The organism is Leeuwenhoekiella sp. NPDC079379, from assembly GCF_044542075.1.
Taxonomy (GTDB): Bacteria; Bacteroidota; Bacteroidia; order Flavobacteriales; family Flavobacteriaceae; genus Leeuwenhoekiella.
Genome location: NZ_JBITTU010000008.1, coordinates 42,124 through 67,840 on the forward strand (window position 1 = coordinate 42,124; position 25,717 = coordinate 67,840).

Sequence of the window (25,717 nt, forward strand, 5' to 3'; positions counted from 1 at the left end):
ATACTTAATATATAATTAAATGAAGTCAATCACGATCACAGGATCTAAAAGAGAAAGCGTGGGCAAGAAAGCTGCAAAAGCCCTACGTAATGCTGGACAGGTTCCTTGCGTATTATACGGAGGGGATGAGCCAGTTCATTTTAATGCAGGCGAACTTGCATTTAAAGGTTTGGTTTACACTCCAGATGCGCATACCGCGACTTTGGAGCTTGACGGAACTACCTATATGGCAATCCTTCAAGACATTCAATTTCACCCGGTAACAGATCGAATTCTTCACGTAGATTTTTACCAGATTTTTGAAGGTAAAGAAGTTACAATGACTATCCCTGTACACTACGAAGGAAATTCTAGAGGTGTACGTAATGGTGGTGTTTTACGTAAAACATTCCGTACGTTACGTGTTAAGGCATTACCTAAAAACCTTCCTGATTTTGTTGTTGCAGATATTACCAAACTTAAAATTGGTGATAAATTATACATCACTGAAATCGAACAAGGAGATTGGAAATACCTTCACCCAGACAATACTGTTGTTTGTCAAGTTAGAACTTCACGTAACATGGTTGAAGATATCGACGATGAAGATGAAGAAGAAACTGAATCTACAGAAGCAACTGAACAAGCTGCTAATCCTGAAGCATAGGTTTAATCAAAAAACCAATACTAAAACACCCGCATATGTGGGTGTTTTTTTTTGCGCTAATTTCTGAAATTAACTAAATACCTCGATTTTCTGATAAGCTTAACCAATTATTCAAATTCAATACATTCAAAACCTTAAATTTGCAGAGACAATTAACCTTATACATTAGCATTACTGTAAGGTTATGTAATTTATTGATTCTAATTTTTCAATACTGAAATACCACAAAGTGTATTCAACAAAAATTTCAGAACATTAAATTTTTTAAAAACAAAGAAGTGCTCTTAATAACTGAGCAGTAAAAATATGAGAGCATTCTTTAGCAAATTCTTTAGCTCATCAAAAAAGGAAACCATAGACCCTATGAAGAAATTCTTAATAGTAGGTTTAGGCAACATAGGCCCTAAATATGCAGAAACCCGCCACAACATAGGTTTTAAAGTTGTTGATGCCTACGCAGAATTAAAAGAAACTACCTGGGCATCAGAAAAACTGGGAGACGTAGCGTATACTAAGGTTAAAGGTAAAACGGTTATTTTATTAAAGCCTAACACCTATATGAATCTTAGCGGTAAGTCTGTAAACTTCTGGATGCAAAAAGAAAAAATAAGCCTGGAAAATATCCTGGTTATTACAGATGATCTTAATCTTGATTTTGGAACCATACGTGTAAAAACTAAAGGCAGTGATGGCGGTCATAATGGCTTAAAAGACATTCAAAATCAGCTTTTAACTTCAGCATATAACAGGTTTCGTTTTGGGATAGGCGACCGCTTTAGCAAAGGCAGACAAGTAGATTATGTTTTAGGAGAATGGGTAAAAGAAGAACAGCTTGATATGCCCGAAAGACTTGATATGTCGTGTAAAGTTATTGAAAGTTTTATAGCTTCGGGCATTACAAATACAATGAACGCGTACAACGGCAAATAAATTGGAACAACACATTTCTGCAGAAAGTTTTAACGGTTCAAAACATACCGTAGTTACCATTGGTACTTTTGACGGCGTGCATCTAGGACACCGTAAAATTATAGACCGCCTGCTTACCAGCGCGCAAAATAACGATTTAGAGTCTGTGGTACTTACCTTTTTTCCGCACCCTAGAATGGTGCTTCAAAAAGACACCCAGATAAAACTTATAAATTCAATAACAGAGCGTAAAGACCTTCTTGAAGCAACAACACTCGACCATTTAATAATCCATCCCTTTACTAAAGACTTCTCGCGCTTAACTGCAGAAGAGTTTGTGAAAACGATTCTGGTTGATCAACTCAAAGCTCATAAAGTAATTATAGGATACGACCATCATTTTGGCCGCAACCGCAACGCAAACATTGAAGACCTAAAAGAATTTGGCAAACAATTTAATTTTGAGGTTGAAGAGATTTCAAAAAAAGATGTTGATGACGTTGCTGTAAGCTCTACTAAAATACGCAAAGCACTTCTTGAAGGCGATATCACACTTGCTAATGAATATTTAGGATATTCTTTTATGCTCAACGGAATTGTTTCCCGGGGTAGAGGTTTAGGCAGAAAATTTAATTATCCTACAGCTAATCTTAAGGTGGAGGAAACCTATAAACTCATTCCCGCAAAAGGGGTTTATGTTGTAAAATCTACTATTGCAGGGCAGGCGGTTTATGGGATGATGAATATAGGTACAAACCCCACGGTAGGTGGTAGCGATCTTACAATAGAAACTTTTTTCTTTGATTTTGACAAAGATCTTTACGACCAGCATCTTCAAATAGAATTACTTACTCGCATACGGGATGAGAAAAAATTTAACGATGTAAACGATCTAATCGCAGCTATGAAGGCAGACGAGCATTTCTCTCGTGATTTTATTAAAAAACTAGATGCTAGATAAGTATCTCTATAGACAGGTAGACAATAGCGCGCTCATTGTGTTTAGGGTGTTTTTTGGCCTGCTGATTACGATAGAAGCCTGGGGAGCAATTGCCACGGGATGGATTCGCACCACCTTAATGGAAGGCGACTTCACTTTTAATTTTATAGGCCTAGATTTTTTACAACCTCTTCCCGGCAATGGTATGCTCTACTATTACGGGATAATGGGATTGTTTGGTGTATTTATTATGCTAGGCTTTAAATACCGCTTAAGTGTTATTGTTTATGGTATAATGTGGTCTGCAGTTTATTTAATGCAAAAATCGTCATACAATAATCATTACTACCTTTTAATGCTTCTTCTAGGTATAATGGCTTGTCTGCCTGCAAATCGATACTTTTCTATAGACGCAAAGCAAAACCCGGCCTTAAAAAAAATAAGCATGCCGCGCTGGGTTTACATGATAATAATCGCTCAACTCTGGATTGTTTACACCTATGCTTCCGCAGCAAAATTTTATCCAGACTGGCTAGACGCTAGTATGGCAGAGCAACTTATGCTCTCAAAAGCAAACTACCGCTTAATAGGAGGACTTCTTCAATTAAAGTGGGTACATTGGTGCATCGCCTATTTCGGAATTCTATTTGATTTTCTAATAATTCCTGCATTACTGTGGAAACCCACGCGTAAATTTGCTTTTATATTTTCAATCTTTTTTCACTTATTCAATTCAGTAGTATTTCAAATTGGCATTTTCCCATATATGTCATTAGCATTCACGCTGTTTTTCTTTCCTTCGGAAACCATACAGCGTATTTTTTTACCTAAAAAAGAATTTTATGATAAAGCTGAAGTAATACGACCAGATACTTACAAACCGGCTCTTTTAATTTTCGGCTTGTATTTTTTAATTCAACTGGGGCTCCCTTTACGACATTGGGTAATTAAAGACGATGTATTGTGGACTGAAGAAGGGCATCGCCTTAGCTGGCGTATGATGCTACGCTCTAAAGGCGGAAGAATAAATTTTAAAGTTATTGACAAAAACACCGGTCTTGCAATCCCGTTTGACCACAATAAAATGCTCTCTCGCAAGCAGCAACGATCTGTAGGTACAAAACCAGATGTCATCTGGCAGTTTTGCCAGCGTATAAAAAAGGATTTTGCGGCAAAAGGAAAAGATGTTGCAATCTATGTAAATTGCAAAATTCGGGTTAACGACAGTGATTATCATACCTTAATTGATCCAAAGGTTGACATGGCCGCTGCTAAATGGGATTACTTCTGGCACAATGAGTGGATTATGCCGTCTCCACTGGGAAAAGAATCTAAATCTGAGTCTACCAAAGAGGCTTTACATAATTAATTAAGGTCTGCTTTTTTAAAGCATAATCCTAAACTATTAGCTTCCGTTTTTAGCGTGGGTTTACGTACTTTTGCCGTCTAAAATTTAAGATATGCTACACCTTGCAGATATACGTGAAAACAAAGAAGAATACATCAAAGCACTTACTAAACGTAATTTTGATGCCTCTTCTGTATTTGACCAAGTAATTTCTTTAGACGACAAGCGTCGTAGCACTCAGACTTCTTTAGATAACACCCTTGCCGAGAGTAATAAGCTTTCTAAAGAGATAGGGGCTATGTTTAAAAATGGCGAAGCTAAAAAAGCTAACATTTTAAAAGAGCGCACTGTTAAGTTGAAGGAAGATTCTAAAAACTTACAGGAAACACTTAGTGCAACTATTGAAGAGTTAGATCAATTACTGTATACCATTCCTAACATCCCACAGGAAAGTGTACCCGCAGGGAAAAGTGAAGATGATAATGAAGAGGTGTTCCGCAAGGGAGATATTCCTGTTTTAGAAGATGGCAGCTTGCCGCATTGGGAACTTGCAAAAAAATATGACATCATAGATTTTGAGCTGGGTAATAAAATCACAGGAGCTGGTTTCCCAGTATATAAAGGCAAAGGCGCGCGTTTACAACGCGCTTTAATAAACTACTTTTTAGATAAAAATACAGCAGCCGGCTATACCGAATATCAGGTACCGCATTTAGTGAATGAAGCTTCAGGTTTTGGCACTGGTCAGTTACCAGATAAAGAAGGCCAGATGTACCACGCAGGTATTGACGACTTATACTTAATTCCTACTGCAGAAGTACCAGTTACAAATATGTATCGCGACAGCTTGCTCGAAGAGAAAGACCTACCTATTACCTGTACTGCTTACACGCCTTGCTTTAGAAGAGAAGCAGGCTCTTACGGTGCACACGTACGTGGTTTAAATAGGTTACACCAGTTTGATAAGGTTGAAATCGTACGCCTAGAAAAAGCAGAAAACAGCGATGCGGCACTTGACACAATGGTCGACCATGTGAAAACCATTTTAGATGAGTTAAAATTACCATACCGCATCTTAAGACTTTGCGGTGGTGATCTTGGCTTTACTTCTACCCTAACCTATGATTTTGAAGTTTTCTCTACAGCTCAGGATCGCTGGTTAGAAATTAGTAGTGTTTCTAACTTCAAAACCTTTCAGGCAAATCGATTAAAATTAAGATATCGTGATGCTGATGGTAACAAACAACTTGCGCACACCTTAAATGGTAGCGCACTTGCTTTACCACGAGTTCTTGCAGGTATTTTAGAAAATTATCAAACTGCTGATGGAATTAAAATCCCAGAAATTCTGGTACCGTACTGCGGCTTTGATAAAATCTAAGATTTAATACGTTTAACACACAGTGCGTTAATGAAGTGCAGACTCTGCTGCATCTTTAGTATATTTATTAAAAATTGTAATTACGTGCTGCGCCTTTTCTCACTTATCGTATTTGTTTTTTGGATTTCCTTATCTGGAAATGCACAGGACGAACTTGCTCGTAATTATGCAGATCAGGGAGCTTTTGAAAAAGCGGCGTTTAGTTATGAAGAACTACTTAAGGAATCACCTACAAACTCAAACTACATTCACGCGCTCGTTCAAGTGTATCATCAGCTAAAGAATTATGAAGCTGCTGAAATATTACTTACTAATGCAATACAGGTTTCTAAAAACAATAAAACCTTGCTTGTAGATCTAGGTTATACGTATCAATTACAAGGAAAAAAAATAGAAGCTAAAAACTATTACGATAAGGCGATAGCAAGCATTACCGAAAATGCCGCCTTTGCATATCAAGTAGGAAACGCATTTCAAAGCTACAGCTTACTTGATGAGGCAATACAAGTATACACAGACGCATCGCAGCAAAACCCCAGATTTAACTTTGAATCATCTTTAGCCCGCATTTATGGAGAGCAGGGCAAGATTGACAAAATGTTTAATTCATATCTTGATCTTATTCTTAAAGATGAGAAACAGGAGATCATTTTACAACGCTACTTCAACGAGTTTATAACAGAAGATCCTGAAAATGAAGCCAATCAAATTTTAAGAAAAGTACTGCTTAGTCGCATGCAAGAAGACCCCAACCTGTTTTATAACCGAAAGCTAAGTTGGTTATTTATTCAGCAAAAGGAATACAATAAAGCATTTTTACAAGAAAAAGCAATTGCCAAACGCAGTAATAATGAATTAATAGGCATACTAAGACTTGTTGACGTTACATTAGATAATGAGGAGGATGAGCTGGCGACTTCGATACTTAATTATATTATAGAGAATACGCTCTCAGACGAACTTAAACTTCAGGCTAATCAAAAAATTCTTGAAATTCGTATTAAAACCGCAGATCCCAGCACTTTTGACACCATCAAAGAAGACTATCAAAATCTGCTTACGGTATACGGCTCTGGTGCTTCTACATTAGATCTTCAAACTGAATATGCACATTTTTTAGCATTCAGTAAAAAAGAAGAGGAAGCCGCTTCAAATCTTTTGCAAGAGACTCTAAAACTGAAGTTAAATACATTTCAACAAGCCCGCGTAAAAATGGAACTTGCAGACATTCTGCTATTGCAAGAGCGTTTTAATGCAGCTCTTATATATTACTCTCAAATTCAAAAATTACTACCTAACGATCCAATAGCGCAGGAAGCCCGCTTTAAGGTTGCAAAAACCAGTTATTTTAAAGGAGATTTTGAGTGGGCAAAAACCCAATTAAAAGTTTTAAAATCTTCAGCGACCCAACTTATTGCAAATGATGCTCAAGATCTGTATTTACTTATCACAGACAATGCCGTTGAAGATTCTACTCTGGTAGGTTTAAAAGCCTACGCACATGCAGAATTGTTACAGTATCAAAATAAAGACAATGAGGCACTCGCTGTTTTTGATAGTTTATTAATTACGGAAAAAGGTAAATCTATAGAAGATGAAGCACTTTTAGCACAGGCTAGTTTATTTGAAAAAACAAAAAATTACGCTAAAGCGGAAGAAAATTATTTAAAAATCATTCAATACCACAGCGACGATATCTTAGCTGACGATGCCTATTATAGATTAGGAAACCTGTATGCTAATGTGCTTCAGGAGCCCGAAAAGGCAAAAGCACAATACGAGCAAATCATCTTTAATTTTGCTGACAGTATTTTTTATGTTGAAGCACAGCAGAAATATCGAAAATTGAGAGGAGACGCGATTAACTAGGGTATCTTTACCCTCACAAAATAAAAAATTCCCGATGATAATATATAATGTTACGGTAAACGTAGATGACAGTATTCATGAAGATTGGCTTTACTGGATGCGCAATGAGCATATTCCTGAGATTTTACAGACAGGTAAGTTTTTGAAAGCACTAATGACTAAAGTTTTAGTAGAAGAAGAAATGGGTGGTAAAACCTATTCTGTTCAATATACTGCAAAAAGCAAAGATAGTCTTGAGCGCTATTACAAAGAAGACGCTCCTCGCCTTAGAGCGGCGGCTGCGCATTTTGGCGATAAAACAGTAGCATTTAGAACAGAACTTGAGATTGTTAGCGAGCAAACAGAATTTAAAGCACAATAAAGCTTAGCAGCCCTCTCAATACTAAATCACAATTATGAAAAAAAAGTTTACCCGATCTCATTCTAAACCTGCATCAGAAGATCCTATAAAGGCAAAGAAGCACTTGGGTCAACATTTTTTAAAAGATGAAAGTATTGCACAAAAAATTGCAGAAACTCTCACGCACTCGGGATATACTGAGGTATTAGAAATAGGCCCAGGAACTGGTGTCTTGACAAAATATCTGCTACGCGAAAATAGCCATGTTACTGCAATGGATCTTGACAGTGAGTCTATTGTATATCTCAATCACAGTTTTCCGATTGAGTATCCTGCGCTTTTTGAAACAGGATCTCTTACCGTTTTAGAAGCAGATTTTTTGAAATATGATTTAGGTGAACTATATGCAGATCAGTCTTTTGCCATTACAGGAAACTTTCCTTATAACATTTCTACACAGATTGTTTTTAAAATGTTAGAATGGCGGGATCAGGTTCCAGAATTTAGCGGTATGTTTCAGAAGGAAGTCGCGCAACGCATCTGCGCACCTTCGGGTAGCAAAACTTATGGAATTCTTTCGGTTTTGGCACAAGCCTTTTACGATGCAGAATATCTGTTTACAGTACCTCCCGAAGTTTTCAATCCGCCGCCTAAAGTAGATAGTGGCGTTCTTAAACTTACGCGTAAAGAAAACTATAAAGAGCTCGCTTGCGATTCCGCAGAACTGTTTAAAGTTGTAAAAATGGCGTTTCAACAACGTCGTAAAACGCTACGTAACAGTCTTAAACAACTAGAACTGAGCGATAGGTTAAGAGCTACAGATGTTTTTGATAAACGGCCCGAGCAATTAGATGTTGATCAATTTGTAGCACTTACTCAAGCCATACACGAAGATCTAAGTTTAGACAAAAACTAAAAAATCACATCCTCAAAATCGCATTAGAAAGCTCTAAACGACTCTAATAAAACGGATTAACAAATATTTTGTAAGTGCAATTTTGTGAGGGTAAATCTATCACAAAGCGACTCTTGTCTCCTGCTAGTTTATTTATATTTGCCAGACTCAAAAAATAAGTAATAACTCGTTAAGTTAGCAACTATGGCTTTTGAAATTACTGAAGACCTTATAGAGCAGATCGAAAACTTAATCGAGGCTCGCGATGATGCTGCTATTCTTGAGCTTCTAGACGAAGTTCACCACGCGGATATTGCCGAAATTTTTGATGAGATTAATCTCGATGAAGCAACCTATCTGGTAAAACTTCTGGATAGTGAAACTACTTCTGAAGCCCTTATGGAGCTTGATGAAGACCTGCGAGAAGATATTCTTGACAATCTTTCTCCACAGGAAATTGCAGATGAGCTAAACGAACTAGACACCGATGATGCGGTTGACTTTTTATCAGAGCTCTCTGATGAAATTCAAAAGCAGGTAATAGATGCCATTGAAGATGAGGAGCACGCTCGTGATATCGTCGAGATGCTTTTGTACGAAGAGAATTCTGCTGGTGGTCTAATGGCAAAAGAGCTTGTAAGAGTTCGTGAAACCTGGACTGTTGCAGGCTGTGTGCGTAAAATGAGAGCACAAGCACAAAATGTCACGCGTGTACATTCGGTGTATGTTGTAGATAAAAAAGATCACCTTATAGGAAGACTATCGCTTAAAGATTTATTGACTGCAGAAGCAAAATCAAAAATTTCAGATATATATATTCCCAATGTAGATTCGGTTAACGTACATGATTCTGGTGAAGATGTTGCTCGTTTGATGCAGAAATATGATTTAGAAGCTGTGCCGGTTACTAATGATTCTGGGGTGCTTTTAGGTAGAATTACCATTGATGATATTCTAGATTTTATACGGGATGAAGCAGATGAAGATTACCGTATGGCTGCAGGTTTATCTCAAGGTGCTGAAGCAGATGATACCACCTGGGAACTTACCCGCGCACGTTTACCCTGGCTGGTACTGGGTCTCGTAGGAAGTCTGGGAGCTGTAAATATTATGAAGAGTTTTGAAGGTGCTTTACAGGTACATCCAGAACTGTTTTTCTTTACTCCTCTAGTAGCGGCAGTTGCCGGTAATGTAGGTGTACAATCGAGTGCGATTATTGTTCAAGGTCTCGCTAATGACAATGTAACGGGTAGTTTGTGGCTGCGACTTCTTAAAGAAATTAGTATAGGACTTATAAATGGTATTGCCTTAGGAATTCTTGTAGTAAGCTTCGGGCTTATATTCGGTTTTGGTTGGTTATTAAGTTTAACTGTTGCCGTGGCGATGCTTTCTGTTATTATTGTAGCTGCTCTAGTAGGTACCTTTGTCCCCATCTTATTAGACTGGAAAGGTATAGATCCCGCAATTGCAACAGGACCTTTTATCACTACCAGCAATGATATCTTTGGTATTCTTATCTATTTTAGCCTGGCAAAGTTAATCTTAGGTTTTTAAGTAGATCAAGAATAAAATATTCCCAAATAAATCTCAAAATGGCCCGTTAGAGATACTTGCCGAATATTGTTTAGTATTTTTGAGAAATGAATGCAAAAACATTTAAGCTCAACATAAAAATACCTGCGGAGGCCATTGACAATCTTGGCCATGTAAATAATGTAATTTACCTTCAGTGGGTGCAGGATGTTGCAGAAGCACACTGGCAACACAATTCTACTGAAGAAATGCTGCAACAATATGCCTGGGTAGCGCTTGAGCATACTATAAAATATCACGCTCCAGCATTTGAAGGAGAGTTAGTTACTATAGAAACCTGGATTGAAAAATTTGAAGGTGTACGCTCATTCCGTAGGACAAAAATATTTAGACCAGCAGATAATAAAATATTGGCTACAGCAATAACAAACTGGTGTTTACTTAATATGGAAACCCGCAAACCAATGCGCATACCAGAAGGTTTTACAGCATATTACGAAGAAGTAAATCAATAATTTACTGATTATTCCTACCTATGAAAATTTTACATATAGACAGCAATCATGATTTAATGATTGAACAATTAGATGCAGCCGGTCATAGTAATCATACAGACTTCACCTCTTCTAAAGAAGAAATTGAGGCAAAAATTGATCAATATGAAGGCGTTGTTATCAGAAGTCGGTTTAAAATAGATAAGCAGTTTATTGATAAAGCTACAAACCTCAAATTCATCGCACGCGTAGGTGCCGGTCTTGAAAGTATAGATATCCCTTATGCTGAATCTAAAGGAATACAACTTATAGCCGCTCCTGAAGGAAACCGCAATGCCGTAGGAGAACACGCCCTAGGAATGCTCTTAATGCTATTTAATAAACTAAAATTGGCAGATGCAGAGGTAAGACAAGGCCAATGGAACAGGGAGAAGAACAGAGGCTTAGAACTTGAAGGAAAAACTGTAGGTCTTATAGGCTATGGCAACATGGGAAATGCTTTTGCTAAAAAACTGCAGGGCTTTGATTGCGAAGTACTGTGTTATGATATAAAACCCAATTTGGGTAATGCGCATGCACGACAGGTTATTCTTGAAGAATTACAAGAAAAATCAGATGTCTTAAGCTTGCACACTCCGTGGACACCACTAACTGACAAGATGGTTGATAAACAGTTTATAGAAGGTTTTAAGAAACCATTTTGGCTCATCAATACTGCCCGTGGTAAAAGTGTAGTTACGGCAGATCTTGTAGACGCTCTTAAATCTGGTAAAATCCTGGGTGCTGGTCTCGATGTTTTAGAATACGAGAAACTTTCTTTTGAAAATTTATTCACTACCGAAGAAATGCCAGAACCATTGCAGTATTTAATCCAAGCTGATACGGTTATTCTAACCCCGCACATTGCAGGTTGGACGGTTGAAAGCAAGATTAAACTTTCTCAAACAATAGTAGATAAAATTTTAAAGCTTTAAAAAAACTACTACGGTTTCCTAACTAGTTTATATAAAAGGTTGATTTTTAATGTGTTTTTGTTATTTTAGAAGTAACAAAAGGTATTTTATGCAACACATTTACGATCCTAATTTTCAAAATCAAAATCTTTCTGTACGCACAACTGCGGCTTTTGATAAGCTTGCAGATGCTTTTAGAATACTCGCCTGGAAAGGCCAAAAGCAAAGTGGTTTCTCTCCACTTCAACTAAAATTATTACTATTTATAGCCTATCACGAAGTAAAAGATAATACTGTAAGCAGATTAGTAAACGAATTTCAAATTACTAAAGCAACAGTTAGTGACTGTATAAAAACCCTTGAAAAACAAGGACTTCTACTCAAAGTACTAAACTTTAGAGATAATCGTAGATTTCATATAGAACTTACCGAAAAGGGTAATAAACATGTTTCTGAAATTCAAGAGTATACAACCCCTGTTTTAAATATCTTAAACGATGAGAAAACAGAGAATTTAGAGGCTATTTATAATAGTCTGTTTTCCATACTATCTAAACTTAATTCGCAGAATACAATACAATTAAACAGATCTTGTGCAAACTGCACGGCCTATAGATCTGACGGTATTAATCACGCCTTTTGTATGCAACTGCGCGTGCAATTAAAACCAAAAGACAGACGAATTGATTGTCCCAAACATCAATCTAAATAAAATAATATGAAGAATAGAGTTACCGGTTTAGGGGGATTTTTTTTCAAAACTAAAAATCCAGATCAGATTAAAGAATGGTATAAAACTCATTTAGGAATACCCACAGATCAATACGGATGGACATTTTGGTGGCTTGATAAAGACGGCAATAAGTGTTCTACGCAGTGGAGCCCTTTTGAAGAAAAGTCAGAATATTTCTCACCCAGTGACAAACCGTTTATGATGAATTTTAGGGTTGAAAACTTAACCGAATTATTAAGAATTCTCAAAGAAGAAGGTGTCACTATAGTTGGTGATATTGAAGAATATGATTACGGGAAATTTGGTTGGATTTTAGATCCCGAAAACAATAAAATAGAATTGTGGGAACCTAAGGATTCTGTATTTTTAGAAAATAAATAATAGAACAATCAACCAAAATCAGTAAATCAATGAATGAAGATAAAAACTTCGAAAACCAAGCCAGAGAAACAGCAAAAAATTTTGGCGATGGCGCAAAAGGTGCCGCTAACGAATTTAAAGAAAGCTGGAACCAAACTACCAATCACGGAGAGAATAAAAAATTAATCTGTGGTATTCTGGCATTAATTTTTGGATACTTAGGTATTCATAAATTTATTTTAGGATACACAAAAGAAGGCATCATTCAAATTGTAGTTTCGGTTGTTACTTGTGGAATAGGCGGCCTTATAGGTTTTATAGAAGGCATCATCTATCTTACAAAAACAGATGAAGAATTTTATCAAACCTATCAGGTAGGGAGAAAACCATGGTTTTAATTTTAAATGAATTTCTTTATATTCAGTAGTAGAATTAATTGAATATAAATTTTAAAACATAAAAATGTCGCTACAAACATAAAGTTAGTAGCGACATTTTTTTATATACAGGTTCTTTAGTTTTGTTTTAGGACTCTCTAGCAGACTCTTCTTCCTCGCGCTTAGATTGCTCTAGTTTTTGCTCTAATTCTGCCTGAAACTCTTCTAAAACCGGTTTTACTGTACTTTCAGGAAGATCTTCTATACGTATATACATTAACCCGTCTATTGCGTCATTAAAAAGCGGATCTACATTAAAAGCGACTACTTTAGCATTTTGTTTAATGTATTTTTTGATCAAAACAGGAAGACGCAGGTTTCCGGTTTCCATCTCTTCAATGATTTTATCAAACTTATTCAGGTCTGCTTCTGTCTCGTCAAAAACAAATTCTTTATCAGCATCCTTCAGCTTAACCTTAAATTCTTTTTTCGGCCTAATGTATTGTGCCACATAAGGATCGTAGTAATGCGAGCGCATAAATTCAATCATCAAAGATTTTGAGAAATTAGAAAACTGGTTGCTAATACTTACCCCGCCTATAAGGTATTTATGCTCCGGAAAGCGTAGCGTTGTGTGCACAATACCTCTCCACAACAGGAATAAAGGCATTGGTTTTTGCTGATATTCTTTTATTATAAATGCGCGCCCCATCTCGATACTCTCGCCCATCATTTTGTGCAATTCTGGTTCAAATCTAAAGAGACTTTGAAGGTAAAATCCGTTGATACCAAACTTGGGCATTATTTGAGAACCCAGTCCCATACGGTATGCACCGGCAATTTTTTTATTGTCTTCATCCCATAAAAACAGGTGATGATAATGGCGGTCATAACCATCAAGGTCTGTAGGCTCATTAGTTCCTTCGCCCACTTCTCTAAACGTGATCTCGCGTAAACGACCTATCTCATTTAAGATATTCGGAATTATTTCGGCGGAAGCCAAAAATACCTCATAATTTTTGCTTTGCAGCAAACGACGCTCATTATCCCTAAGGAAATTAACCTCTTCTTCAATAAGCTCAGACTTCACACCTTTAACAATCTTCTTAGGCTCTTTAGGCACTTTTAAAGACTGCGGAATAGTACTTAAAATAGACTTTTTCTCAAAAGTCTTGGCGAGCATATAGGTTTTCTTTCTTAAAAATTCGGTGAATTCTTCTAAGGTGGAATGCTCTTTTTGAGCTGCTACATTTATAGGATTCCCTATACGTACGTGAATGGTACGCTTCTTCTGTGTGAGTAATTCTGAAGGTAATTTTGCTGTACGCAACGTATCACTTATTCGGGATAATTGATAAAACAGCCGGCTATTTTTTGCGTGAAAATAAATAGGAACAATAGGCACTTCTGCTCGTTTTACGAGCTTCATTGCAGCTTCTTCCCAGGGTTTATCTATGATTAACTTGTCGTCTTTGTAAGTAGAAACCTCTCCCGCAGGAAAAATCCCTAAGGGATGTCCATCTCTCAAATGTGTAATCGCCTGTTTAAATCCTGCAATGCTCGATTTTGCATCCTTGTGATCTTCAAAAGGATTTACAGGCATCACGTAGGGTTTAAGCGGCTCTATACGATGCAGTAAAAAATTGGCTATAATTTTAAAATCTGGGCGCTGCTCTATCATCAGCTTTAAAAGCAAAATACCATCTATGCCACCCAGCGGATGATTACTTATGGTTATATAACTTCCGGTTTTAGGAAGTCTTTTTAAATCTTCTTCAGGAATATCAAAATCGATCTCGAACTCACCTAAAATTGCATTTAGAAACTCCAAGTCGCTTAAATGCTTATTGCGATCATAAATCTCGTTTGCTTTTGAGATTTTGAGCACCTTCATAAGTGTCCAACCCATAAATGTACCCGCAAAACCAAATTTGTCTACGTTAATTGCTTTTGCGACTTCTTTTGCGGTAACTAATCCCATTAATTTCTAGTGTTCAAAACCTTTAAGTAACAATAAAGGTCATTTCGTTTTAACTAAATTATTTTGAAGGCAAGGCCTACTATTAAAAGACCACCAAGAAGGTAGAAAACAAAGATAGGCAAAAACGCAGCAAGCAACCTACACGGTAACCAGTTGAACGGTGTTTTGCGCAACTTGTTTTAATAATATCTGTTTATTTAATTCTAAAACTTTAATAGATTCATCTGTAGCGTGACGCAGCGTATACAATGATACATCCTGATGCACAGTAACTTTAAAATCTGCTCGCAACTTTGCAACAAGAGTATCTAAGTTTTTGTATTTATTATCTATACATACCGAAAAACTAATAGCAGAGTTCTGTATTAAATCTACTTTCATTTTGTAAGTGCCTAATAATTTAAAAATATCACCAATATTCTCTTCGGCCATAAATGAAAAATCTAATGATGCCAACTCTAGTAGCACCTGACTGGTTTTTAGAATATAGCAAGGTACTTCGGGTTCTATAGTTTTACCCAAACTTACCTGTGTTCCTGATGCTTTACAATCATTAAATGAGCGCACATAAAGCGGTATCTCTTTACGTTGCAACGGCTGTAATGTTTTAGGATGTATCACCGAGGCTCCATAAAAAGCCAGTTCAATCGCTTCCTGATAAGATATAAACTTTAGTAAAACAGCATTTTCAAAATAACGTGGGTCTGCACTTAAAACACCCGGTACATCTTTCCAGATAGTAACCTGTTTGGCATTTAAACAATAGGCAATTATAGCAGCCGTGTAATCACTGCCTTCTCTTCCTAATGTTGTGGTAAACCCATTAGCATCAGATCCTATAAAACCCTGCATCAGCTGAATCCCACTTTTGGGCAAATTTCTGCTTAGATTACGCATTGTGAGTTCCCAGTTTACTTTTCCTTCGCGATAACTTGCATCAGTTTTTATATACTCTCTTACATCGTGCAATATGCTTCCTAAACCTTGCTCCTGTAAATAGGCATTTACGATAGTAGTACTTAAGAGTTCGCCATAACCCACAATCTGGTCATACACAAAGTCATAGTCTGGAGATTTATTTCGATTTAAAAAACCTCTTAACTCATCAAAAAGGCTTTGTAATCTTTTAAATACGGGTGCGGCAGGGTTTTCAAACAACTCACCTGCAAGAGCGAAATGATATTCAATAACGGGCTGCAACGCTTCAGCACAAAGATCTTTAGACTCAAAATACGCAGCAATTACACGCTCTAGAGCATTAGTCATCTTACCCATCGCCGAAACCACAATGATGAGATCTTGATTATCGGTTTCCTTGAGTACATTTATTAAATTACGAACACCTGCTGCACTTGCCACAGAAGCGCCTCCAAACTTGTAAACTTCAAAACTCATAAGCTATTAATCGAGTATTCCTTTAGTAGACAGAAATTTCTTCATAGCCTCGGTATCCATTTGTACCGTATTCCACTCGCGCATCACATTTGCTCCCGAAGCTTTGTAAAAATCAACTGCAGAAGTATTCCAGTCTAGTACGACCCATTCAACACGCTTCAAACCTAGCTTATAGGTATAATTAATAACTTCGGTATATAATGCCATGCCTAAGCCTTCACCACGGTATTGCTGGCGTACAATGAGATCTTCAAGATGTACGGTACGACCTTTCCAGGTAGAAAACCTAAAATATACAAGTGCTATTCCCAGAATTTCACCTTCGCGTTCTGCAATAAAACAGGTAAAATCTGCATCGTCACCAGTACCATAAGCGATAAGGTCATCTACAGTTACCTCAACGGCATCCGGCTCTTTTTCATATATAGCAAGCTCCTTGATTAACCGTAAAACCTGAGCCATATCGTTAGATTCTGCTATGCGTATGTTTGCATTCATAAAATGAGATTTTCTAGATAAAGATACATTTAAAAAAAAAGAACAAAATTACAGGAATATCTATGCATTTAAATTATTTGTTGATTTTAACTAAATAAAAAACCCGCTACAACAAGTTGTAACGGGCCTGAAATATATATTTTAATAAACGGTTATCTCTTGTTTAAAAGATAAATATAATCTTCAAAATCTACACCACCTTGAAAAATCTCGATAGATCGCTCTATTAAACTTTTTGCTTTTTCTGCACTGAAACCCAGACCTATCGCATATTTCTCAATTAAAAAACGCTCGTGATCATCAATCTCGTGATCAATAAATATCATCTTAAATAAATCGTGTAAACGCTCTAATCGTTTTTCTGAAGTATTAGGAGGATTAATAGGGTATTTACGTGCATTTTCAACGATATCAACATATTCACTCTCGTCAATATCTAGTTTAACTGCAAAACGCTTCAAAAGTTTTGTTTCTTCTGCGTTAAGTTCACCATCAACCGTAGCCATATTTGCAATTGCTGCAAAATGACCCAGGTTGCGTCTGTGTTCTCCGCTATCAAATAAATCTGTAAAAGACATGGTTGTATTTTTAAGAGCTCAAAGATAATTAATATGTAATCTTATTAAAATATAAAAGCAATTATTTGAGAGATTACATTTTTAGCATAAAAAAACTAAAATGCACTGGGCTATACGCACTACACGGTGCTTACTACTATCCCTATCTCAACGGTATTATTTAAGAAATATAGTTTGCCAGGTATATTCCAAACTTCTTTTTCCTGTTATCTAATTCTCTTTCATGTTCTACAGTATTTTCCACTTTAAAAAATCCTGTTTGATTCCCTATAATTTAAACAACCCTATAACCATTAACAATAATTACGTGTTGACGCTAATATTTTCTTAATCTCACAAAAGCTTTTCAGTCTGCATTGTAACTTTAAATAAAAAAGCTAGAAATCATCGCAGAACCACTCTTACAGTTTAACGACAAAGGTATTTATTGCGCTGCCGCGAAAGTTTATCTTGATCCCTGGAAACCGGTAAATAAAGCCATTATATCCCATGGTCATGCAGATCATAGCCGCTATGGCCATAAAGCATACATTACGCATCATACTAATGTCCCTATTATACGTCACCGGCTGGGGGAAATTAACGTAACTGGCAAAGAATGGGGCGAGACGTTCGTGATCAACAACGTAAAATTTAGTCTGCACCCGGCTGGTCACATTATAGGTAGCTCGCAGATACGGGTAGAGCACAAAGGTGAAGTATGGGTATTTACTGGCGATTACAAAACTGAAGATGATGGCATTGCGGTACCTTATGAGTCGATAAAATGCCACACATTTATTACTGAAAGTACCTTTGGACTTCCGGCATTTAAATGGCGCCCGCAAGCTGAAGTATTTACGGATATTAACAATTGGTGGGCAGAAAATAAAGCCGAAGGGAAGACCTCTATAATATTTGGATATTCATTGGGTAAAGCACAACGATTACTGCGCTACCTGGACACAGACATTGGTAAGATATATACCCACGGGGCAATAGAAAACATGACCGAAGTCATACGACCGCTTACCCCAATGCCGGTAACCACACGTGTAACCCGAGAGACCAAAAAAGAAGATTTTATAGGCAATATTGTGGTTGCTCCGCCCAGCGCACACGGCAGTACGTGGATACGTAAGATGGTTCCCTACGTTACCGCATCTGCGAGTGGTTGGATGACTTTTCGCGGAGCGCGAAGAAGAAGAGCCATAGATAAAGGTTTTGTACTTAGCGACCATTGTGACTGGCAAGGTTTACTAGAAAGCGTAAAAGCCACTGGCGCAGAAAAAATCATTAGCACCCACGGTTATACCGATATTTTTACGCGCTTTTTACTGGAACAAGGTTACGACGCCCGCACCGAAGCCACACAATACGAAGGTGAACTCGGTGAAGAAAATAAAAAAGAAGAAGTAGAAGATAATTAACTACTCCGCTGCCTTTTTCTATTTGGAAGGGCCGGGGATAGGTACAGCGATATGAAAGCATTTGCACAACTTATCAGAAAAATAGATAGCACTAACAAGACTAATGTTAAGGTAGATGCACTTACTCACTATTTTCAGCAGGCTTCGCCTAAAGATAAGGTGTGGACGATTGCTATACTTTCACACCGTCGCCCACCACGACCGGTAAACACAACATTATTGCGTACCTGGGCGACAGAACTCGCCAAAATTCCCTTATGGTTGTTTGAAGAGAGTTACCACATCGTAGGCGATCTCGCAGAAACGATTGCGCTTATAATTCCGGCTTCTGAAGAAAGTACTGAAAAAAGCCTGACGCAGTTTCTTGAAGAAATGATTGCCCTTAAGAAAAAAACCGATGAAGAAAAACGAGAATATCTTCACGAAAACTGGACGAACCTCAACTATTATGAGCGCTTTGTTTTTACTAAACTCATTACCGGAAGCTTCCGTATAGGGGTAAGTCAGAAATTGATGACTCGTGCATTAGCAAAAGCCACAGGTATAGATATTGACGTTTTAGCTTACAAGTTAATGGGAAATTGGGATCCTAAAAAAATTAGTTTTCAAGAACTTATTTTAGAAGAAAATGCAGCAGATTATCTCAGTAAACCCTACCCCTTTTACCTCGCCTATGCTATTGAAGATAAACCCGAAGATTTAGGTGATGTAAATAATTGGTTTGCAGAACACAAATGGGATGGAATACGTTCTCAGGTAATTATTCGTAATGAAGAATTATTTGTATGGAGTCGCGGGGAAGAACTGGTTACCGATAAATATCCTGAGTTTGAAACCTTTGTTTCAGCATTACCTAACGGAACCGTATTAGACGGAGAGATTCTGCCTTATAAAGAGAATACAATAGGCACATTTAATGATTTACAAACCCGGATAGGACGAAAAAATATTACGAAAGCCCAACTCAAAAAAACTCCTGTAATTCTTAAAGCTTACGATATTCTGGAGTGGGATGGCAAAGACATTCGTGATATGGCTTTCGCCGAAAGACGTAAAATTTTAGAAAAACTTTATGCAGACGCTAAATCTGAAGAATTGCCATTACACCTTTCTGAAACTATTGAGTTTTCAAACTGGGAAGAAGCAGCACTAGAACGGGAGCGCAGTCGCGAAGTGATGTCTGAAGGCTTAATGCTTAAACGAAAAGACTCGCCCTATCTCGTAGGCCGTAAAAAAGGCGACTGGTGGAAATGGAAAGTCGATCCGCTTACTATAGATGCTGTCCTCACCTATGCGATGCGCGGTCACGGTAGACGCAGCAACCTGTTTACAGATTATACATTCGGTCTTTGGGATGACGATAAAGAAGAACTTATAACATTTGCTAAAGCCTATTCGGGATTAACAGATGCCGAGTTTCGCAGTCTTGATGCCTGGATTAAAAAAAATACGTTAGAACGTTTTGGACCCGTACGTAGCGTGACCCCTCATCATGTTTTTGAGATTGCCTTTGAAGGTATTGCGCTTTCAAAGAGACACAAAAGCGGCGTCGCCACCCGTTTCCCGCGTATGCTGCGCTGGCGGAAAGACAAAAAAATTGAAGATGCTAATACCTTAGAAGACCTCAAGCAATTGATTCCGAAGCCTGAAAAAGGTGAATAATCTGGTATGACAAATAAACAACTACATACACTCGCAAAATCCTGGTTCAAATCTCAGGGCTGGAAACCATTTCCCTTTCAGGAAGAAAGTTGGGATGCATTTTTAGCCGGTAAAAATGGTTTATTAAACGCGCCTACAGGAAGCGGGAAAACCTATGCCTTGTGGGCCGGGTTTGTTTTAGACTACATAAAAAATAACCCTGATTATAAAACTAAACACAAGCCGGGATTAAAAGCAATATGGATTACACCACTCCGGGCACTTTCTGTAGAAATTGCACAGGCAGCGCAACGGTTTTCTGATGGTTTGGAAACCCAACTAACCATTGGCATACGCACAGGAGACACGCCTCAAGCAGAGCGCGCGAAGCAAAAACGCAAAATGCCAGACTTGCTCATTACTACTCCTGAAAGCTTACAGCTTTTACTGACATCTAAGGGCTATGACAAAGTTTTTAAAGATTGTACAGCAATAATTATTGATGAGTGGCACGAACTTTTAGGCAGTAAACGAGGCGTTCAGGTAGAGTTAGGCCTTTCGCGACTAAAAACAATTGCTCCTAAATTAAGAGTATGGGGAATTTCGGCAACCATAGGAAATCTCAATCAGGCACGGGAAGTGCTTTTAGGAACCGACTCTGAGGCTTTTGATAATTCAGTATTAATAAAAGCAAATCTTGGGAAATCGTATAAAGTAGAAAGCATTATCCCTGAGACTATGGAAAAATTTCCGTGGCGCGGTCACATGGGTTTACATCTGGTTGAAGAAGTTGTGCCTATAATTAATAACAGCAAAACAACTTTATTGTTTACCAATACAAGAGCACAATGCGAATTGTGGTTTCAGAAATTGATGCATAAACATCCTGAATATGCGGGCGAACTCGCAATGCATCACGGAAGTATAAATAAAGAAACCCGATTGTGGGTTGAACAAGCCATTCGTAATGAGAGTCTAAAAGCGGTGATTTGTACTTCTAGCCTTGATCTGGGTGTCGATTTTGCTCCTGTAGAAAGCATCATCCAAATAGGCGGACCTAAAGGCGTTGCGCGCTTTTTACAACGTGCAGGACGCAGTGGTCACCAGCCGGGAAAACAAAGCGTCATCTACTTCTTACCTACACACGCGATTGAGTTAATCGAAGCTTCGGCATTGGGGAAAGCAGCTATTAATCAAGTGGTAGAAGATCGCATACCATACTTATTAAGTTTTGATGTGTTGATTCAGTATTTGACGACTTTGGCGGTTTCTGATGGATTTTACCCAGCAGATATCTGGAAAGAAATTAAACAGACCTTCTGTTTTCAGGCAATGACCGAAGACCAATGGCGCTGGATTCTCAATTTTATAACTAAAGGAAGTCAGTCTTTACAAGCGTACGACGAATACAAAAAAATTGAAATTGAAGACGACGGGAAATTTAAAGTAAACAGCAAAGCCGTTGCAATGCGCCACCGCTTGCAAATAGGAACTATTGTTAGCGATGCCGTACTGCAGGTAAAATATCTCAAAGGTGGTTTTATAGGTAGTGTTGAAGAATGGTTTATTTCAAAATTATCACCGGGTGATGTATTTACGTTTGCTGGTAAAAATCTAGAACTTTATCGCATAAAAGGAATGCAGGTTTTAGTAAAAAAAGCAAAAACTAAAAAACAAGCCCGCGTGGTAAGTTGGATGGGAGGCAGACTTACACTATCTGCCCAAATGAGCGAACTGCTGCGGGAAGAACTCTACTCTGCAAACTTACCTTTTGAACAACAAACCCGCGAATTGCAGGCCTTGAAAGAGATATTTGAACGTCAGCGGCTAGAATCTATCGTACCTACAAACGATGAATTTCTTATAGAAACCTTCAAAAGTAGAGAGGGCTATCACCATATTTTTTATCCGTTTGAAGGACGATTTGTACACGAAGCTTTGGGCAGTTTACTAGCATATCGCATTAGTTTACTTTCACCCATAACCTTTAGCATTGCCTTTAATGATTATGGTTTTGAGATCTTATCAGACCAGAAAATAGATATGCAACAGGTGCTTGATAATGATCTTTTTACTTCAGAGTTTTTATTTGATGACTTGCAAAAAAGCTTAAACAGCACCGAAATGGCACGCAGGAAATTTAGAGATATTGCGGTCATTAGCGGAATGGTTTTTACCGGTTTCCCGGGAAAAATAGTCAAAAACAAACACCTGCAAAGCAACAGTCAATTGTTGTTTGAAGTGTTTAGAGATTATGAGCCAAAAAATTTATTGTTTCAGCAGGCCTATCGCGAGACGTTTGAGCACCAACTTGAAGAAGGCCGCTTGCGTATTGCTTTAGAGCGCATTGAAAAACAAGAAATAATTGTAAAAGAATGCCAGAAAGCAACGCCGTTCTCCTTCCCTATTATCACAGATCGCCTACGCGAAAAACTGAGTAGTGAAAAACTCGAGGATCGCATTAAGAATATGCTGAGGTATCTAGATAAGATTTAGCTTTTTGCAGAAATTGCAGCTGAAACTCCTCCTTTTAAACTGACTATTTTTTTAAGCGGAAAATATTCTATAAGTGCTTTTACCCCAACAGCACTGCGTTTCCCGGAAGCGCAATACAATACGAGGTTTTCCTGCGCTGCGAGTACTTGAGGATTTGCTAATAGTTCTTTTAAAGGAACGTGCATTCCACCTAAACTGAAGTGTTCCCGTTCTTCCTGCTCCCGTACATCTACTAAAAAATACATTTCTTTAGCTTCCGCGTATGCCGAATAATCCATTTCAGGAATTGAAGGTATCGTGCAACTCAAATTCAGTTCAATAAGTTCTGATATTTTGATGGCCTCATTTTTTGTAAACGGAAGTAGTATTTGAGAGGCTTCAATACTATTGTATATAAGAAGTTTACCAGAAAGTACATTCCCTAAATTTAAAATAATCTTAAGCACTTCATTTGCCTGAAACATTCCTATAATTCCGGGTAAAATACCCAGTACACCTACTTCGCTACAAGTAGGCATTTCTGTTTCTGAAACCGGCTCGGGGTACAGGCAGCGGTAAGTGGGGCCGCTTTTGTAATTAAACACAGAAACCTGCCCTTCAAACTTAAAAATAGATCCAAAAACCAGTGGCTTGTTGGTTAGTACTGCAGCATCATTCGCCAGATATTTTGTACTGAAACTATCGCTACCTTCAACAATAACATCGTATTTATCAAACAAATCGAGTGCATTATCCGTAGATAAGCGTGTGGGGTAAATCTCAATTGTTAATTGTGAATTCAGCCTGCTTAACACCTCTTTTGCAGCTTCAACTTTTAATGTTCCGACGTGATTTTCTGTAAATAAAATCTGTCTTTGCAGATTGCTAAAATCAACACGATCATCATCTATAATCCCTAAATGCCCTACCCCGGCAGCTGCTAAATACTGTAAAGCAGGACAGCCTAAACCACCACACCCAATTATAAGCACTTTAGCATTTTTAAGTTTTTGCTGCCCTAATTCTCCCACCTCATCAAGTAGAATATGTCTTGAATACCGCTTTTTGTCTTTAGTAGTTAACATCATTTACCAGTTTTGATCCCAATCTTTCCATACCGGTTCACGACCGCTATCGCGTAACATTTGAGCAATAACCTCGGTGCTGCGCTCATCTGAAATTTCAAACTGCTCCAAAGACTGCGGTTCTACCACATAACCTCCGGGATTTGTTTTTGACTCCGCACTCATCGAAGTGATTCCTAAATGCACGATATGGTTTCTAAACTTCTCCTGCTCTCGTGTGGATATTGACAACTCTACATTTTCGTCTAGAATGCGATAGGCACATATAAGCTGAAGTAAATCTGGATCTGTCATTTCTACTTTTGGTTCGAGACCGCCACTAAAAGGACGCAATCTGGGGAACGAAATAGAATACTTAGTTTTCCAATAGGTTTTTTGTAAATATTTGAGATGTAAGGCTGTAAAAAAACTATCTGCTCGCCAATCTTCAAGTCCAAATAAAGCGCCGATTCCTATTTTATGAATTCCGGCTTTTCCTAACCTATCTGGTGTTTCTAACCGGTAATCAAAGTTTGATTTTTTTCCTTTGGGATGGTGTATTTTATAGGTTGCCTCGTGATACGTTTCCTGATATACCAATGTGGCATACAAACCTTCTTTAATTAAAAGCTCGTACTCATCCTGATCTAACGGCTGTATTTCTATAGAAATGTTTGCAAAATGCGGTTTTAATAAGCGTATCGCATTAGAAATATAATCTACTCCCACAGTTTTATTAGCTTCTCCTGTAACGAGCAAAATATGCTGAAATCCCTTGTTTTTTAAAAACTGTGCCTCTTTTAAAATTTCGGCATCACTTAAAGTCTTTCTAGGAATTTTGTTTGTAAGACTAAAGCCGCAATAAGTACAAATATTCTGACATTCATTACTCAAATACAAAGGCGCATACATTTGCATCGTATTACCAAACCGTTTCTGCGTAATCGCCTTGCTTTTTGCCGCCATTTGCTCTAAAAAAGGTTTTGCCGAAGGCGAAATCAAAGCTTTAAAGTCCTCTAGGTTGGGTTTAGCACTGGCCAGCGCCAACTCCACATCCCGTTCTGTTTTTAAAAAAATAGATTCTAAAACGGCATCCCAAGAGTGTGCGTTTAAGTGCTCTTTAAAATTAGTCATACAGAAATTGAGTTAGTGGGCTGCTTGCCTGTGCGTGTGTAGCTTGCGGTGCAAATCGTGCCGTATATGCCATTCTACCGGCTTCGACAGCCATTTTAAACGCTCTTGCTATCCTCACAGGATCTGGAGAAACAGCAATTGCTGTATTTACTAAAACGGCATCGGCACCCAGCTCCATAGCATCTGCTGCGTGAGACGGTCTACCAATACCCGCATCTATGATAACCGGCACATTGCTTTGCGCTATAATGATTTCTAAAAAATCCCGTGTTTTAAGTCCGTTGTTACTGCCTATAGGCGAACCCAGCGGCATCACACATTGTGCACCAACTTCTTCAAGACGCTTGCACAACACCGGATCTGCCTGAATATAGGGCATCACCACAAAACCTAATTTTACCAGCTCTTCACACGCTTTTAATGTTTCAATTGCATCGGGTAACAAATATTTAGGATCTGGATGAATCTCCACCTTAATCCAGTTTGTTTGTAAAGCTTCCCGAGCCATCTGTGCTGCAAACACCGCTTCTTTGGCGGTGCGTACTCCAGAGGTGTTGGGAAGGAGATGCAGGGTTTCATGAGCAAGACTGCTTATCATATCATCCTCAGTATTTCCTGCTTCTATGCGTTTTAAAGCAACAGTCACCAGCTCACTTTCTGAAGCTAAAATCGCATCGCGCATCAATTGCGAACTACTGAATTTTCCGGTTCCTGTAAACAGTCTTGAACTGAAGGTTTTATCTGCTATTCTTAATTTTTCCATT

24 protein-coding genes are annotated in these 25,717 nt (G+C 38.0%); 17 read left to right on the top strand and 7 right to left on the bottom strand.

The window, feature by feature from the left end; all coding sequences use genetic code 11:
- The first annotated feature begins 19 nt into the window (after nucleotides 1-19).
- From ACIGAM_RS14410 to ACIGAM_RS14475, 14 genes are all read left to right on the top strand, one after another.
- Nucleotides 20-646 (top strand): 50S ribosomal protein L25/general stress protein Ctc, encoded by a 627-nt coding sequence (locus ACIGAM_RS14410; RefSeq protein ID WP_396512175.1) that lies wholly within the window; start codon nucleotides 20-22, stop codon nucleotides 644-646.
- A 306-nt stretch (nucleotides 647-952) separates the two neighbouring features.
- Nucleotides 953-1,576: an aminoacyl-tRNA hydrolase gene (pth, locus tag ACIGAM_RS14415; protein WP_396512176.1), complete on the top strand. Its 624-nt coding sequence runs from the start codon at nucleotides 953-955 to the stop codon at nucleotides 1,574-1,576.
- Between the two features lies 1 nt (nucleotide 1,577).
- Nucleotides 1,578-2,516 carry a bifunctional riboflavin kinase/FAD synthetase gene (locus ACIGAM_RS14420; RefSeq protein WP_396512177.1) on the top strand — a complete coding sequence of 313 codons (939 nt, stop codon included), beginning with the start codon at nucleotides 1,578-1,580 and terminating at the stop codon, nucleotides 2,514-2,516.
- Nucleotides 2,506-3,864 carry an HTTM domain-containing protein gene (locus ACIGAM_RS14425; protein ID WP_396512178.1) on the top strand — a complete coding sequence of 453 codons (1,359 nt, stop codon included), beginning with the start codon at nucleotides 2,506-2,508 and terminating at the stop codon, nucleotides 3,862-3,864. The genes ACIGAM_RS14420 and ACIGAM_RS14425 overlap by 11 nt, the downstream gene beginning before the upstream one ends.
- Before the next feature lie 91 nt (nucleotides 3,865-3,955).
- Complete coding sequence (serS, locus tag ACIGAM_RS14430) at nucleotides 3,956-5,224, top strand: serine--tRNA ligase (RefSeq protein ID WP_396512179.1); 1,269 nt, start codon at nucleotides 3,956-3,958, stop codon at nucleotides 5,222-5,224.
- A gap of 84 nt (nucleotides 5,225-5,308) precedes the next feature.
- A complete protein-coding gene (locus tag ACIGAM_RS14435; RefSeq protein ID WP_396512180.1) occupies nucleotides 5,309-7,093 on the top strand; it encodes a tetratricopeptide repeat protein in 1,785 nt (594 codons plus the stop codon).
- Nucleotides 7,094-7,127: 34 nt separating this feature from the next.
- Nucleotides 7,128-7,454, top strand: coding sequence for a DUF4286 family protein (locus tag ACIGAM_RS14440; protein WP_396512181.1), 327 nt, complete (start codon nucleotides 7,128-7,130; stop codon nucleotides 7,452-7,454).
- Between the two features lie 34 nt (nucleotides 7,455-7,488).
- Nucleotides 7,489-8,349, top strand: a complete 861-nt coding sequence (gene rsmA, locus ACIGAM_RS14445) for a 16S rRNA (adenine(1518)-N(6)/adenine(1519)-N(6))-dimethyltransferase RsmA (RefSeq protein WP_396512182.1) — start codon at nucleotides 7,489-7,491, stop codon at nucleotides 8,347-8,349.
- Nucleotides 8,350-8,532: 183 nt separating this feature from the next.
- Entirely contained in the window at nucleotides 8,533-9,882 is a 1,350-nt protein-coding gene (mgtE, locus tag ACIGAM_RS14450) for a magnesium transporter (protein WP_396512183.1), read from the top strand.
- Nucleotides 9,883-9,968: 86 nt separating this feature from the next.
- Nucleotides 9,969-10,376 carry an acyl-CoA thioesterase gene (locus ACIGAM_RS14455; RefSeq protein WP_396512184.1) on the top strand — a complete coding sequence of 136 codons (408 nt, stop codon included), beginning with the start codon at nucleotides 9,969-9,971 and terminating at the stop codon, nucleotides 10,374-10,376.
- 20 nt (nucleotides 10,377-10,396) lie between these two features.
- On the top strand, nucleotides 10,397-11,329 hold the full coding sequence (locus tag ACIGAM_RS14460; protein WP_396512185.1) for a 2-hydroxyacid dehydrogenase: 933 nt from the start codon (nucleotides 10,397-10,399) through the stop codon (nucleotides 11,327-11,329).
- A gap of 88 nt (nucleotides 11,330-11,417) precedes the next feature.
- Nucleotides 11,418-12,020 carry a MarR family winged helix-turn-helix transcriptional regulator gene (locus tag ACIGAM_RS14465; RefSeq protein WP_396512186.1) on the top strand — a complete coding sequence of 201 codons (603 nt, stop codon included), beginning with the start codon at nucleotides 11,418-11,420 and terminating at the stop codon, nucleotides 12,018-12,020.
- A 6-nt stretch (nucleotides 12,021-12,026) separates the two neighbouring features.
- Nucleotides 12,027-12,422 (top strand): VOC family protein, encoded by a 396-nt coding sequence (locus tag ACIGAM_RS14470; protein WP_396512187.1) that lies wholly within the window; start codon nucleotides 12,027-12,029, stop codon nucleotides 12,420-12,422.
- 29 nt (nucleotides 12,423-12,451) lie between these two features.
- The gene (locus ACIGAM_RS14475; RefSeq protein ID WP_396512188.1) at nucleotides 12,452-12,799 is read left to right on the top strand and encodes a TM2 domain-containing protein; all 348 of its coding nucleotides are present in this window, start codon (nucleotides 12,452-12,454) and stop codon (nucleotides 12,797-12,799) included.
- A gap of 127 nt (nucleotides 12,800-12,926) precedes the next feature.
- On the opposite strand, the gene ACIGAM_RS14480 is transcribed toward ACIGAM_RS14475, so the two are convergent.
- The 4 genes from ACIGAM_RS14480 to ACIGAM_RS14495 all read right to left on the bottom strand — a co-directional run bounded on the left by ACIGAM_RS14480 (nucleotide 12,927) and on the right by ACIGAM_RS14495 (nucleotide 17,230).
- A complete protein-coding gene (locus ACIGAM_RS14480) occupies nucleotides 12,927-14,759 on the bottom strand; it encodes a GNAT family N-acyltransferase (protein ID WP_396512189.1) in 1,833 nt (610 codons plus the stop codon).
- 138 nt (nucleotides 14,760-14,897) lie between these two features.
- Entirely contained in the window at nucleotides 14,898-16,154 is a 1,257-nt protein-coding gene (locus tag ACIGAM_RS14485; protein WP_396512190.1) for an aspartate kinase, read from the bottom strand.
- A 6-nt stretch (nucleotides 16,155-16,160) separates the two neighbouring features.
- A complete protein-coding gene (locus ACIGAM_RS14490; RefSeq protein WP_396512191.1) occupies nucleotides 16,161-16,652 on the bottom strand; it encodes a GNAT family N-acetyltransferase in 492 nt (163 codons plus the stop codon).
- A 152-nt stretch (nucleotides 16,653-16,804) separates the two neighbouring features.
- Nucleotides 16,805-17,230, bottom strand: a complete 426-nt coding sequence (locus ACIGAM_RS14495) for a TerB family tellurite resistance protein (protein ID WP_396512192.1) — start codon at nucleotides 17,228-17,230, stop codon at nucleotides 16,805-16,807.
- 386 nt (nucleotides 17,231-17,616) lie between these two features.
- Between ACIGAM_RS14495 and ACIGAM_RS14500 the strand changes: the two genes are divergently transcribed.
- From ACIGAM_RS14500 to ACIGAM_RS14510, 3 genes are read left to right on the top strand one after another with little or no spacing between them, the layout of a single operon-like run.
- Nucleotides 17,617-18,639, top strand: coding sequence for a ligase-associated DNA damage response exonuclease (locus tag ACIGAM_RS14500; RefSeq protein WP_396512295.1), 1,023 nt, complete (start codon nucleotides 17,617-17,619; stop codon nucleotides 18,637-18,639).
- Nucleotides 18,640-18,690: 51 nt separating this feature from the next.
- Nucleotides 18,691-20,301, top strand: a complete 1,611-nt coding sequence (locus tag ACIGAM_RS14505) for an ATP-dependent DNA ligase (protein WP_396512193.1) — start codon at nucleotides 18,691-18,693, stop codon at nucleotides 20,299-20,301.
- Nucleotides 20,302-20,307: 6 nt separating this feature from the next.
- Nucleotides 20,308-22,776, top strand: a complete 2,469-nt coding sequence (locus tag ACIGAM_RS14510; protein WP_396512194.1) for a ligase-associated DNA damage response DEXH box helicase — start codon at nucleotides 20,308-20,310, stop codon at nucleotides 22,774-22,776.
- Here the strand turns inward: ACIGAM_RS14510 and moeB are convergent.
- From moeB to ACIGAM_RS14525, 3 genes are read right to left on the bottom strand one after another with little or no spacing between them, the layout of a single operon-like run.
- On the bottom strand, nucleotides 22,773-23,843 hold the full coding sequence (moeB, locus tag ACIGAM_RS14515) for a molybdopterin-synthase adenylyltransferase MoeB (RefSeq protein WP_396512195.1): 1,071 nt from the start codon (nucleotides 23,841-23,843) through the stop codon (nucleotides 22,773-22,775). The two genes, ACIGAM_RS14510 and moeB, sit on opposite strands and share 4 nt — an antisense overlap.
- Nucleotides 23,844-24,953, bottom strand: coding sequence for a 2-iminoacetate synthase ThiH (thiH, locus tag ACIGAM_RS14520; RefSeq protein ID WP_396512196.1), 1,110 nt, complete (start codon nucleotides 24,951-24,953; stop codon nucleotides 23,844-23,846). It abuts the gene before it with no gap.
- On the bottom strand, nucleotides 24,946-25,716 hold the full coding sequence (locus tag ACIGAM_RS14525; RefSeq protein ID WP_396512197.1) for a thiazole synthase: 771 nt from the start codon (nucleotides 25,714-25,716) through the stop codon (nucleotides 24,946-24,948). The genes thiH and ACIGAM_RS14525 overlap by 8 nt, the downstream gene beginning before the upstream one ends.
- Nucleotide 25,717 lies beyond the last annotated feature (1 nt).

Bases quoted from the DNA above. Each gene is read 5' to 3' on its own strand.
- moeB (WP_396512195.1), bottom strand. From the start codon at position 23,843: ATGATGTTAACTACTAAAGACAAAAAGCGGTATTCAAGACATATTCTA.
- ACIGAM_RS14440 (WP_396512181.1), top strand. From the start codon at position 7,128: ATGATAATATATAATGTTACGGTAAACGTAGATGACAGTATTCATGAA.
- ACIGAM_RS14425 (WP_396512178.1), top strand. From the start codon at position 2,506: ATGCTAGATAAGTATCTCTATAGACAGGTAGACAATAGCGCGCTCATT.
- ACIGAM_RS14460 (WP_396512185.1), top strand. From the start codon at position 10,397: ATGAAAATTTTACATATAGACAGCAATCATGATTTAATGATTGAACAA.
- ACIGAM_RS14495 (WP_396512192.1), bottom strand. From the start codon at position 17,230: ATGTCTTTTACAGATTTATTTGATAGCGGAGAACACAGACGCAACCTG.
- mgtE (WP_396512183.1), top strand. From the start codon at position 8,533: ATGGCTTTTGAAATTACTGAAGACCTTATAGAGCAGATCGAAAACTTA.
- ACIGAM_RS14455 (WP_396512184.1), top strand. From the start codon at position 9,969: ATGAATGCAAAAACATTTAAGCTCAACATAAAAATACCTGCGGAGGCC.
- ACIGAM_RS14465 (WP_396512186.1), top strand. From the start codon at position 11,418: ATGCAACACATTTACGATCCTAATTTTCAAAATCAAAATCTTTCTGTA.
- ACIGAM_RS14490 (WP_396512191.1), bottom strand. From the start codon at position 16,652: ATGAATGCAAACATACGCATAGCAGAATCTAACGATATGGCTCAGGTT.
- serS (WP_396512179.1), top strand. From the start codon at position 3,956: ATGCTACACCTTGCAGATATACGTGAAAACAAAGAAGAATACATCAAA.
- ACIGAM_RS14410 (WP_396512175.1), top strand. From the start codon at position 20: ATGAAGTCAATCACGATCACAGGATCTAAAAGAGAAAGCGTGGGCAAG.
- ACIGAM_RS14510 (WP_396512194.1), top strand. From the start codon at position 20,308: ATGACAAATAAACAACTACATACACTCGCAAAATCCTGGTTCAAATCT.
- ACIGAM_RS14505 (WP_396512193.1), top strand. From the start codon at position 18,691: ATGAAAGCATTTGCACAACTTATCAGAAAAATAGATAGCACTAACAAG.
- ACIGAM_RS14525 (WP_396512197.1), bottom strand. From the start codon at position 25,716: ATGGAAAAATTAAGAATAGCAGATAAAACCTTCAGTTCAAGACTGTTT.
- ACIGAM_RS14475 (WP_396512188.1), top strand. From the start codon at position 12,452: ATGAATGAAGATAAAAACTTCGAAAACCAAGCCAGAGAAACAGCAAAA.
- ACIGAM_RS14480 (WP_396512189.1), bottom strand. From the start codon at position 14,759: ATGGGATTAGTTACCGCAAAAGAAGTCGCAAAAGCAATTAACGTAGAC.
- rsmA (WP_396512182.1), top strand. From the start codon at position 7,489: ATGAAAAAAAAGTTTACCCGATCTCATTCTAAACCTGCATCAGAAGAT.
- ACIGAM_RS14485 (WP_396512190.1), bottom strand. From the start codon at position 16,154: ATGAGTTTTGAAGTTTACAAGTTTGGAGGCGCTTCTGTGGCAAGTGCA.
- ACIGAM_RS14470 (WP_396512187.1), top strand. From the start codon at position 12,027: ATGAAGAATAGAGTTACCGGTTTAGGGGGATTTTTTTTCAAAACTAAA.
- thiH (WP_396512196.1), bottom strand. From the start codon at position 24,953: ATGACTAATTTTAAAGAGCACTTAAACGCACACTCTTGGGATGCCGTT.
- pth (WP_396512176.1), top strand. From the start codon at position 953: ATGAGAGCATTCTTTAGCAAATTCTTTAGCTCATCAAAAAAGGAAACC.